This window comes from Arthrobacter sp. (assembly GCF_030540645.1).
In the GTDB taxonomy this organism is placed as follows: Bacteria; Actinomycetota; Actinomycetes; order Actinomycetales; family Micrococcaceae; genus Specibacter.
Genome location: NZ_JAUNVV010000005.1, coordinates 34480 through 45345 on the forward strand (window position 1 = coordinate 34480; position 10866 = coordinate 45345).

Annotated in this window: 9 protein-coding genes; 2 read left to right on the forward strand and 7 right to left on the reverse strand. The window is 63.5% G+C overall.

Going from position 1 to position 10866, the window contains the following annotated elements; all coding sequences use genetic code 11:
• The 7 genes from Q4P21_RS02015 to Q4P21_RS02045 form a co-directional block, all read right to left on the reverse strand.
• A partial coding sequence (locus Q4P21_RS02015; RefSeq protein WP_303387222.1) for an SDR family oxidoreductase occupies window positions 1-503 on the reverse strand: 503 nt, incomplete at its 3' end.
• A 229-nt stretch (window positions 504-732) separates the two neighbouring features.
• Window positions 733-1569, reverse strand: a complete 837-nt coding sequence (locus tag Q4P21_RS02020) for an enoyl-CoA hydratase family protein (RefSeq protein ID WP_303387197.1) — start codon at window positions 1567-1569, stop codon at window positions 733-735.
• Window position 1570: 1 nt separating this feature from the next.
• On the reverse strand, window positions 1571-2728 hold the full coding sequence (locus Q4P21_RS02025; RefSeq protein ID WP_303387198.1) for an acyl-CoA dehydrogenase family protein: 1158 nt from the start codon (window positions 2726-2728) through the stop codon (window positions 1571-1573).
• Window positions 2729-2785: 57 nt separating this feature from the next.
• Window positions 2786-4810 carry a biotin carboxylase N-terminal domain-containing protein gene (locus Q4P21_RS02030; RefSeq protein ID WP_303387199.1) on the reverse strand — a complete coding sequence of 675 codons (2025 nt, stop codon included), beginning with the start codon at window positions 4808-4810 and terminating at the stop codon, window positions 2786-2788.
• 16 nt (window positions 4811-4826) lie between these two features.
• Window positions 4827-6422, reverse strand: a complete 1596-nt coding sequence (locus Q4P21_RS02035) for an acyl-CoA carboxylase subunit beta (RefSeq protein ID WP_303387200.1) — start codon at window positions 6420-6422, stop codon at window positions 4827-4829.
• A complete protein-coding gene (locus Q4P21_RS02040) occupies window positions 6419-8137 on the reverse strand; it encodes an acyclic terpene utilization AtuA family protein (protein ID WP_303387201.1) in 1719 nt (572 codons plus the stop codon). Before Q4P21_RS02040 ends, Q4P21_RS02035 begins: the two co-directional genes overlap by 4 nt.
• Window positions 8134-8823 carry a TIGR03084 family metal-binding protein gene (locus Q4P21_RS02045; RefSeq protein WP_369598840.1) on the reverse strand — a complete coding sequence of 230 codons (690 nt, stop codon included), beginning with the start codon at window positions 8821-8823 and terminating at the stop codon, window positions 8134-8136. The genes Q4P21_RS02040 and Q4P21_RS02045 overlap by 4 nt, the downstream gene beginning before the upstream one ends.
• A gap of 199 nt (window positions 8824-9022) precedes the next feature.
• Here Q4P21_RS02045 and Q4P21_RS02050 point away from each other — a divergent pair, with 199 nt between their 5' ends.
• Together Q4P21_RS02050 and Q4P21_RS02055 are read left to right on the forward strand one after the other, a co-directional pair.
• Entirely contained in the window at window positions 9023-9634 is a 612-nt protein-coding gene (locus Q4P21_RS02050) for a TetR/AcrR family transcriptional regulator (protein ID WP_303387202.1), read from the forward strand.
• An 82-nt stretch (window positions 9635-9716) separates the two neighbouring features.
• Window positions 9717-10850 (forward strand): AI-2E family transporter, encoded by a 1134-nt coding sequence (locus tag Q4P21_RS02055; RefSeq protein ID WP_303387203.1) that lies wholly within the window; start codon window positions 9717-9719, stop codon window positions 10848-10850.
• Window positions 10851-10866: the final 16 nt, after the last annotated feature.

Genomic DNA, 10866 nt, shown 5'->3' on the forward strand with positions numbered 1-10866 from the left:
AAGCCGAGCGTGGCCAGGGTCATGCCGTACTTGGCCAGCGTGTAGGCCGGGTTGGTGCCCAGCCACTTCTGGGCAAGGTTCAGCGGCGGGCACAACGAAAGGATGTGTGGATTGGCAGCTTCCAGCAAGTGCGGAAGTGCGGCTTTGGTCAGCATGAACGTGCCCCGTACATTGACGTCCTGCATGAGGTCGTAGCGTTTTGCGGTCACTTTCAACGACCCGTCAAGGGAGATGACGCTGGCGTTGTTGACCACAATGTCTATCCCGCCAAAGGTGTCAACGGCAGACTTCACGGCGGCGGCGATGGTGTCATCGTCGCGAACATCACCCACCACGGCCAGCACTTTCCCCCCGGCTTCCTCGATGGCCGCTGCGGCTGTGTGGATGGTGCCCTCCAACCGGGGGTCAGGGGTGTCCGTCTTGGCGATGAGAACCACATTCGCTCCGTCGCGGGCGGCGCGTTCTGCGATGGCCAGGCCAATGCCCCGCGACCCTCCGGACATGAGGAGGGTTTTCCCAGCCAGGTTGGCCTGGGTGCTCTGGCCACTGGTTGGTGCTGATTTCACGGATGCGGTGTTCTCTGGTGCGGTGTTTCCTGATGCTTTGTTCATGATCCCTCCCAGGGGGTCTCGTTTAAGTCGTATAAGGCAATGGGCACTTTGCGTTGGTGGAAACAGCCCCGCTTCTGCAGGAGGGACGGGGGAAACAGCCCCGCTTCTGCAGGAGCGTCGGTTAGTGCCAGGCCGGGGGACGCCTTTCCTGGAACGCTCGTATCCCCTCCCTGGCTTCTGCCGTCCTGAAGAGCCGAGTGGAAAGCTCCGTCATTTCCTGTGCACCGGCCTCTAGTCTGGCCAGCATGGACGCGTTGGCGAGTTTCTTGCTTTCGGCCAGTCCTTGCGGGGAGCCGAGGCGGATGGCCGCCAACAACGGAGCCAAGGCGTCTTCCAGGGTCTCCGCCGCACATGTGATGAGTCCGCATTCTTGTGCCTCGGCCGCCCCAAAGCTCTCTCCCGTGAGGAAGTAGCGGGACACCGGGCGGCTGCTCATCCTTTCCATGGTGGTCAGCGAGATGATGGCCGGGGCCACGCCGATCCGCACCTCGGAGAAGGCAAAACTCGCCACAGTGCTGGCCACCACCATGTCACAGGCGCCCAGGATGCCGAGCCCGCCTGCCCGGGCAACGCCGTCGACCCTCGCAATGACGGGCACTGGCACCGTCAAGATGGTGTGCAGAATCCGTACCAGGTCCCGCGCACCGGCCTCCACGCCGCCCCCGCCCTCCACTGGAGCGCTCGCCTCGGACAGGTCCGCACCGGCGCAAAACACCTTGCCTGTATGGCTGAGCAGTATCCCGCGCACGACGCCGGCCGCGGCCTCCGCCGCGGCCAGCTGCAGGTGCCCCAAGAGCTCGGCGACAAGCTGCTGCGACAAGGCGTTCCGGTTGGCTGGCGAGTCAAGGGTAAGGGTGGCGATGCCGTCCTCCACCGCATAGTGGACCAGCTCGGCAGGCTGGATCAAATCGGCAGGGTGCACCAGCTTGCCGGGCTGCGCGTCGTTGCGGGCCTCCATGTCAGTAGCTCTTCGGCAGGCCGAGGGAGTGCTGGGCCACGAAGTTCAGCACCATTTCGCGGCTGACGGGAGCCACTCTGCCGATGCGGGCAAGACCCAGCATTTGGGCCAGCCCATATTCCTTGCTCAAACCGTTGCCACCCAGGGATTGAATGGCCGTGTCGAGGGCGTTGATGCTGGCTTCGGCGGCTGAGTACTTGGCCATGTTGGCAGCCTCCCCTGCGGCCTTGTCCTCCCCTGCGTCGTAGAGCGCCGCCGCGTGCAGCATCATGAGCCGGCTCAGTTCCACTTCAATGTGGCTCTTGGCCAGCGGGTGTGAAATGCCCTGGTGCGCGCCAATGGGCTGGCCCCATACGGAACGTTCCTTCACATATTCGGCCGCTACGTTGATGGCGTAGCGTCCCGTGCCAACAGCAATGGCCGAGGCCATGATGCGCTCGGGGTTCAGGCCCGCAAACAAGGCTTCCAGTGGCGCATCCGCCCCTCCCACCAGAGCTTCGGCGGGCAGGCGCACATCGTCAAGGAAAAGCAGGTACTGCTTTTCACTCTCGATGATGTCCATGTCCACTTCCCGGTATTCGAAGCCGGGGGTTTCCCGCGGCAACACAAACATGGCCGGGCGCAGGCGGCCGCTGCGTTCATCCACAGTGCGTGCCACGATGAGCACGTAGTCGGCGTTGTTCACGCCGGTCACGTACACCTTGCGCCCGTTCAGCACCCAATCATCCCCGTCGCGGCGGGCCACGGTGGAGATGTTGTGGGAGTTGGAGCCGGCATCGGGCTCGGTGATGCCGAAGGCCATGACAATGGAGCCGTCGGCGAACCCTGGCAGCCAGCGCTGCTTTTGTTCGTCCGTGCCGTACTTGGCGATGACGGTGCCGCAGATGGCTGGGGAGACCACCATCATGATCAGCGAGGCACCCAGGGTCGAGGCTTCCTCCAACACGGCAGCCAGTTCATAGATGCCGCACCCGCCCCCACCGTATTCTTCGGGCACTGCCACACCCAGGAAGCCTGCCTCCCCCAGCTCCTGCCACAGTTCAGTCATGGATTCACCGGCACGGGCGTGCTTGTTGGCGTATTCAACCCCGTACCGGCCCACAATGTCCCGCACAGCGGAACGCAAAGCCTGCTGCTCTTCTGTTTCTACGTGTTTCATCTGCTGCTCCTTCTTGAATCAATTCGAAAGCTCTTGAAAGTACTTCAAATTTCCGGGCTATTCGTTGGTGGCTTCCACCACGGCCAGCACAGTGCCCACATTCACTGTGGCGCCCACAGTAACAAGCAGTTCCGCAACAGTTCCGTCGGCAGGCGCACCAATGGTGTGCAGCATCTTCATGGCTTCGAGCACCAGCAGCGGCTGCCCGGCGGTGACGAGATCCCCGGCGGCAACGTGCACCGCCACGACAGCCCCTGGCATGGGCGCTGTCAGTGAACCGTCCGGCACTGCCAAGCAGGGGTCGGGGAAGCGCCCCACCTCGGCAAACGTGACGGCACCGCCGTCGCTGTCGACTTCAAGGACAGTCCCGGCCGCCTCGTCGTGGTGCGCCACAAACCACGTGCGGACCAGCCCGTCAACTTCCAGGCTGACCACTGCGGGATCCAGATGGACGACGGCGGCCCCCGCAAAGCCTTCCGCCTGCAGTCCGGCCCGGGTCAGGGCATAGCTGATCTCGTGCTCCCCTGCAGGGCCCGCAAGCGTTGTGTGTTGGGGCATGGAGCGCAGGTTCCGCCATCCGCCCGGTAGCCCGCCCAACACTGCTGCTTGCTGCCGACGCAGAGCGGCTCCAGCCAAGGCTGCGGCAAGGGCGGCAAGGCGCTCTTCCTGTGGTCCGGCAACGGGGGCGGCGAGCGTGTCAAGCCCGTGCGTGGTCAGGAACGAGGTGTCCGCCTCTCCCGCCAGAAAGGCGCTATGGCGCAAAATGTTGACCAGCAGGTCCCGGTTGGAACGCACTCCGTGAATGCGTGCCCGCACCAGCGCCCGGGACAGCACCCGGGCCGCCTCCGCGCGGGTGGGGGCCCAGGCAATGACCTTGGCCAGCATGGGGTCGTAGTGGATGGACACGGCGGAGCCGGCCTCCACAGCGGAATCCAGGCGCAGGCCGCGCTCGCGGACGGGCAGGGCAAAGGACGCGGCCAAGCCGTCAAAGTCAAAGGCCCGCACCATGCCTGTCTGCGGCGCCCACCCGGCGGCCGGGTCCTCCGCGTACAGCCGTACCTCAATGGCAGCCCCATGCCGAACTGGTGCCAGCCCGTCGCGTTCAGCACCGCCCGGGACGCAGTCGGCGAGCGCAGCACCTGCGGCCACGTCCAGCTGCAGGGCCACCAGGTCAAGGCCGGTAGTGCATTCGGTGACAGGGTGTTCCACCTGCAGACGCGTGTTCATCTCCAGGAAGTAGAAGCGGCCCGACTCATCGGCCAGGAACTCCACCGTACCGGCGCCCACATAGTTCACGGCCTTCGCTGCGGCCACCGCTGCGGCAAACAGTTTTTCACGCATGCCGGGCGTGCGTTCCACCAGCGGAGAGGGTGCCTCCTCCACGACTTTTTGGTGCCGCCGCTGAATGGAGCATTCGCGCTCCCCCACAGCCCATACCGTGCCGTGCGTGTCTGCCATGAGCTGGACCTCAACGTGGTGGCCTGCCTCCAAGTAGGGTTCGCAAAACACGGTGTCGTCGCCAAAGGCGCTCGCCGCTTCGGCGCGCGCGGTGGCCAATTCCGTTGGCAGATCCGCCACGGCCCGCACAATGCGCATGCCGCGTCCTCCGCCGCCGGCCGAGGCCTTGATGAGAACAGGGAGCTGGTCCTCCGTCACTGTGGCGGGGTCAAGCTGCGTCAGGACCGGCACACCACCGGCGGCCACCAGGGATTTTGCCTCTATTTTCGAGCCCATGGCGTCCATGGCTTCCGGGGAAGGGCCAATCCAAATCAGTCCGGCCTCCTCCACGGCACGGGCAAAGCCACCGTTCTCCGACAGGAAACCGTAGCCCGGGTGAATGGCGTCGGCCCCCGCGCGCAGGGCAGCTGCAATGATCAAGTCCCCGCGCAGGTACGTTTGCACTGCACTGCTGCCCGGCAGGTGCACCGCGGTGTCCGCTTCACCGACGAAGGGGGCTCCGGCGTCGGGGGTGGAATACACGGCGACCGTGTCGATGCCGCGCTCGCGGCAGCTGTGGAACACGCGGCGCGCAATTTCGCCGCGGTTGGCTACAAGGACCTTGTGAATGGTGGTTGGTGCCATGAGTGTCATCCTTGGCTCACATCCGGAAGACGCCGAAGCCCTCGGCGCCCTTGATGGGGGTGGTGGCGATGGCCGAAAGCGCCATGCCCAAAACAGTGCGGGTGTCGCGGGGGTCGATGATGCCGTCGTCGTACAACTTGCCGGAGAGGAAGGTCGGCAGGGACTCCGCCTCGATCTGCCCCTCGATGGCAGCCCGCATGGTGGCATCGGCCTCCTCGTCGAATTCGCGTCCCGCGGCAGCCGCAGCGGCGCGGCCCACGATCGACATGACCCCTGCAAGTTGCGCGGCGCCCATGACGCAGGACCGAGCCGAGGGCCAGGAGAACAGGAAGCGCGGGTCGAAGGCACGTCCGCACATGCCGTAGTGGCCCGCCCCGAAGGAAGCACCCATCAGGACCGAGAGGTGCGGGACGGTGGAGTTGGAGACGGCATTGATCATCATGGAGCCGTGCTTGATGATGCCGGCCTGCTCATATTCCTTACCCACCATGTAACCGGTGGTGTTGTGCAGGAACAGCAGCGGGGTGTTCGTGGAATTGGCCAGCTGGATGAATTGGGCGGCTTTTTGGGATTCGGCGGAGAACAGCACGCCGCGTGCGTTCGCCAGGATGCCCACGGGGTAGCCGTGGATTCTGGCCCAGCCAGTGACAAGGGAGGAGCCGTACAACGCCTTGAACTCGTCAAAGTCACTGCCGTCCACCACCCTGGCAATCACTTCGCGTGGGTCTAAGGGCACTTTCAAGTCCCCGGGCACCACACCCAGCAAGTCTTCTTCAGGCAGCAGCGGCTCCAGGGCGTGAGCCGGCGCGGCCCCTGTTTTGACCCAGTTGAGCCGGGCCACAATCCGGCGTCCAAGCCGCAGCGCATCCATTTCATCCACCGCGTAGTAGTCGGCCAGGCCGGAGATGCGAGCGTGCATGTCGGCACCGCCGAGGGATTCATCATCGGAGATTTCCCCAGTAGCCATTTTGACCAGCGGCGGTCCGGCCAGGAAAACCTTGGAGCGTTCCTTGATCATGACCACGTGGTCGCTCATGCCGGGCACGTAGGCCCCACCGGCTGTCGAGTTGCCAAACACCAGCGCAATGGTGGGAATGCCCGCCGCGGACAGCCGGGTCAAATCGCGGAAGAGCTTCCCGCCAGGGATGAAGATTTCGCTCTGCGTGGGCAGGTCCGCACCACCGGATTCCACCAGGGAGATCACCGGCAGCCGGTTTTCCCGGGCAATGTCCAGAGCCCGGAAAATCTTCTTCGTGGTGTACGGGTTGGAGGTGCCGCCCTTCACCGTGGGCTCGTGGGCGACGATCATGCACTCCACACCCTCCACCACACCAATTCCTGTCACCACGCTGGCACCGACATGGAACGCAGTGCCCCATGCGGCAAGGGGCGAGAGCTCGAGGAACGGCGCATCCCTGTCAAGAAGCATTTCCACCCGCTCCCGGGCCAGCATCTTGCCCCGCTTGCGGTGACGGGCCACGGCTTTCGCCCCGCCACTTTCCAGGACTTTGGCGTAGTCGCCGTCAAGGCCGGTCAGCTTCTGCGCCATGGCTACCGCATTGCTGGTGAATTCGGGGCTCAACGGGTCAATCGTGCTGCGTAGAACGCTCATAGGAATTCCTCTGGAATCTCAAGATTGCGGGCACGGAGCCACTCGCCCAGGGCCTTGCCCTGGGCGTCAAAACGGGCGTTGGAGGCCACACCCTCGCCCAACAGGCCATGGATGACAAAGTTGACCGCATGCAGCTTCGGGAAGACATGCCGTTCCACGTCCAGCGTCCTGGTCTCCGGCAGCAGCTCCTTGAGCTTTGCCACCGTCAAGGTGTTGGCGAGCCACGGCCAGGCTTGGGCGTTTTCCACCCACACGCCCACGTTGGCGTCGCCCCCCTTGTCCCCGCTGCGAGCCGCCGCCACCCGCCCGAGCGGGGCACGCGTCGTCGGGCCTGCCGCCGTCCCCGGAGCAGGGAACACCGGCAGTTCCGGTTCCGGAGCCGCGGCAAGTGCGACGGCGGCGCCAACAGTTCCAGCCAACGGCGGCAGTTGGATTTCGCTGCCGTCTGGCAGCGTCACGATGTGTGGAACCTCGGCGGCCTTCACCCACCCCGGGGTGTAGACGCCGTAGGGTGTCGCGTCCCCCGGTGGGGCGGTGAGGTGGAAACCCGGATAGCTGGCCAGACCAATCTGCACAGCGGCGTTGGAGAACGCGCGGCCCACCACCTTGGGGTCCTGGCCGCGGGCCACGCAGTGCAGCAGGGCGCTCGCTTCCTCGCAGCTCTCAGAGTCTGGGTGGTCTGTACGTGCCAGGGTCCAGGTGGTCCCTTCGGGCACGGCGTTTTCGAGCTGGGATTGGACCAAGGCGGCCTTTTTCTCAATGTCCAACCCTGTCAGCACAAACGTGACCTCATTGCGGAAGCCGCCTAGCGCGTTGATGGACACTTTGAGCGTGTCCGGCGGCGCTTCGCCCCGCGCACCGCTCAGGCGCACCCTGTCGGGGCCATCTTCGGCAATGTCAATGGAGTCCAGGCGCAGCACCGCGTCTGGACCGGCATAGCGGGCCCCGGTTATTTCATAGACCAACTGCGCCGTGACGGTGCCGCAGGTGACAGCCCCCGAGGTCCCAGGGTGCTTGGTGATGACGCTGGAGCCGTCGGCGGAGATCTCCGCGATAGGGAAGCCGGGGCGGCGCATGTCCGCCAAGCGATCGAAGAAGGCGTAGTTTCCTCCGGTTGCCTGTGTCCCGCATTCGATGACGTGTCCGGCGGCCATGGCACCGGCAATCTTGTCCCAGTCACTGCTCTGCCAGTCAAAGTGCCAGGCTGCGGGCCCGACCACCAGCGATGCATCGCTCACCCGGCCCGTCACCACGACGTCGGCGCCGGCCCCCAGTGCGGCTGCTATGCCCCAGCCACCCAGGTAGGCGTTTGCGGACAGTGCCTTTCCCGCTGATGTGCCAAAGCTCAGCTCCTGCGCCCGCTCCAGCAGGTCGTCACCGTGAACGTGTGCGATTCTTGCATCCACGCCCAGAGTTTGAGCCAGTTCTCGCAGCTTCGCAGCCAGCCCGGCAGGGTTCAGCCCTCCGGCGTTGACAACAATTCGCACACGTTTCTCCAAGGCGAGTGCCAGGCTCTGGCGCATCTCCAGCAGGAAAGTTTTGGCGTAGCCGGTGGTGGGGTCCTTGGCGCGGTCGCGGGCCAGGATAAGCATTGTCAGCTCGGCCAGGTAGTCGCCGGTGATGACATCTACCGGGCCTCCTTCCAGCGTTTCCCTAAAGGCCCCCGCCCTGTCCCCGTAAAAACCTGAAGCATTGGCCACCCGCAGCACGCTCATGAAATGCTCTCCACAGGCTTGGCTCCCCGGCTCTGCCGTCCCTGGCCGGGAGGGCCGGCAAAAGCCTGGACAATATCCAGCCATTTGTCCGCGTTGGGTCCATCAGCTGAGACGGCCAGGTCGACGCGGTGGTGGCGCTGAGTGGCCAAGAGGCAAAAACCCTCGGCCGGGCCGGACACACCGTCCACCGCATCCGCTGGCCCCCACACCCAAAGTTCACCCGAAGGGCCTTGCAATTCCACCCGAAATTCATCGGCCGGAGATGCCAGTCCGTTCAACGTGAAGGCATACTTCCTTGCCCGCACGGCAAGATGGGCAACATGGCGCAGCCTGTCAGTGGCTGGGCGGCTCATCCCCAGGTCATCGACAATGTCCTGGCCGTGGGCCCATGTTTCCATGATGCGCGCCGTCGCGATGGAGGTGGCGCTCATGGGCGGTCCAAACCAGGGCAGCTTGGCAACCGGGGTAAGCTCGCGCAGGGACGCAGCCATCCGGCGTCGTCCGCTTCTCCACTGCGCCAGCAGTCGATCCGGAGGAAGGGCGGCAAGCTGCTCAGCGGCCGAGTCGATCGTGACGGCTCCGGAACGCAGGTCCTGCCCGATCGCGGAATATGCCGCAGCATCTCCGCGGGCAGCGGCTGCGGCAACAATGACAACGCCGTCGGCATGGCGTCCAGCGCAGCAGATTCCGCTTCAAGATCAGACAAGACATCCACTAGCTCCGCCATTGAAGGCACTCCTTCGTTGCGAGGCTTGGGCACCCCATCCATGACGCTCGAAATACGGGCCGCCACGAATCTTCCCTGGCCTCTTCACCAGTATGTGAGGTGACGCACCAAAAAGCAATCATGCTTGCTTGTTTATGTTTTATGCTAGCGTCCCTCCTGTGAGCAGAACAGCCATCGAGCCCAGGCAGGAACGCAGCCGGGCCACCCGTGAGCGCCTGTTGGAGAGTGCCGTCATACTTCTGGCAGAGGCGGGATGGACGAACACCACTGTTGCCACAGTGGCCACCCACGCGGGGGTTTCCCGCGGCGCCGCACAGCACCACTTCCCTACGCGAGATGACCTTTTCACTGCGGCCATTGAGCATATGACCGTTGCCCGCGTGCAGGAAATCCAGGCCGCACTCACCGCCCGGGGTGACGGTCCCGTGTCTGTGCGCGAGGTCCTTGATTCTTTGGTGGACATGTACACCGGCCCTTTGTTCAAGGCCGCCCTGCAGGTATGGAATGCCGCCGCCGTGGATCCCGCAGTGCGCGAACATATCATTCCACTTGAGCAGATAGTTGCACGCGAGGCCTTCAGACTGGCTGCCACACTGTTGAATATTGATCGTGAAACACCCCGATTGCGGGCAATCGTGGCCGCGACACTCGACTTGGGCCGAGGTCTGGGCCTGGCCAATATTCTCACTGACGACGCCAACCGCCGGTCCTGGGTGCTCGATGCCTGGAGCGAGGAGCTGCAAGCAATTATTGCGCGTGAAACTGCCTGAACCGTCTGTGACGAGCACCTACGGATAGAATCCTTGCAATGCCATTAGGGCATCGCACTGGAAGCATCGAAACGGACAGTCAATGAGCGAAGCAAACGCCATCCCATCTTCGGTCCCGCACCAGAACTCTTCGGGGACAAAGGTGCTGATCAGTCTGGCGGCAGCCGTCATAGTGCTTTTTGGGCTGAGCCGAATCTCTTCCATTGTCGGTCCGGTGTTTTTGGCACTCGTTCTGACAATCTCCGTCTATCCGCTTAAGCAGCGGCTCATCAACCGGGGCGTACCGGCCGCACTGGCCACCATTTCAACGATTCTTGCTGTCTACGCCATGGTCGGCGCCTTGATAGCCTCACTCTGGGTTTCGGCTGTGCAGCTCACCCAGTTGCTTCCGCAGTTTGCACCACGAATATCGGAACTGCGTGGCCAGCTGAGGATCTTTCTCCACGACAACCTGGGCATAGGCGACGACCAGATACGCTCCATTGTGGATTCCGTTGATCTCAGGGTTCTACTGGACACCGCCTACAATTTGCTGGGCAGTGCAATGAATGTCGGTTCAGGCACCATTTTCCTGCTCCTCTTGGTGATGTTCATGAGCGTCGATGCCGTCTACTACCCGACGATCCTTGCAGTTGTGAAGGAAAAGCGCGCGCCCGTGGTCGAGGCGCTGTCCAACTTCGCCAAGCTCTCACGCTCATTCATGGTCATGACCACCATCTTTGGTGCCATTGTTGCCATGCTCAACCTGATCCTGCTGCTTGCACTGGGAGTGCCGGGTGCGGGACTCTGGGCGTTGTTGGCCTTTGTCTGCGGCTATATCCCCTTCATCGGCTTTTGGATCAGCCTGGTCCCAGCCGCAATCATGGCGTTGCTGGCGGGCGGCCTGCCAGCCTTCATTGCCGTTGTGGCGTTCTATGGCGTCATCAACTCGCTGATCCAATCGATCATCCAGCCTAAGTTCGTTTCAGGGACGGTCAACTTGAATATGACGCTGACGTTCCTGTCTGTCATTTTCTGGTCGGCGCTCTTGGGTCCGCTGGGCGCCTTGATGGCCGTTCCGCTGTCTCTGTTCGCCAGGGCGATCCTTGTGGATTCGCACCCGCAATCGGCATGGCTGCGTCCGTTCATTGGCGACGTGAACGAGTCCAAGCAAATGCTTCAAGAGCAAAGAGCAGCGGCCAAAACCGAAAAGCTCAAGAGAAAAACCGCTACGTAGGAGATCCGAGAGGGCG

Bases quoted from the DNA above. Each gene is read 5' to 3' on its own strand.
- Q4P21_RS02020 (WP_303387197.1), bottom strand. From the start codon at position 1,569: ATGGAGGCCCGCAACGACGCGCAGCCCGGCAAGCTGGTGCACCCTGCC.
- Q4P21_RS02025 (WP_303387198.1), bottom strand. From the start codon at position 2,728: ATGAAACACGTAGAAACAGAAGAGCAGCAGGCTTTGCGTTCCGCTGTG.
- Q4P21_RS02030 (WP_303387199.1), bottom strand. From the start codon at position 4,810: ATGGCACCAACCACCATTCACAAGGTCCTTGTAGCCAACCGCGGCGAA.
- Q4P21_RS02035 (WP_303387200.1), bottom strand. From the start codon at position 6,422: ATGAGCGTTCTACGCAGCACGATTGACCCGTTGAGCCCCGAATTCACC.
- Q4P21_RS02040 (WP_303387201.1), bottom strand. From the start codon at position 8,137: ATGAGCGTGCTGCGGGTGGCCAATGCTTCAGGTTTTTACGGGGACAGG.
- Q4P21_RS02055 (WP_303387203.1), top strand. From the start codon at position 9,717: ATGAGCGAAGCAAACGCCATCCCATCTTCGGTCCCGCACCAGAACTCT.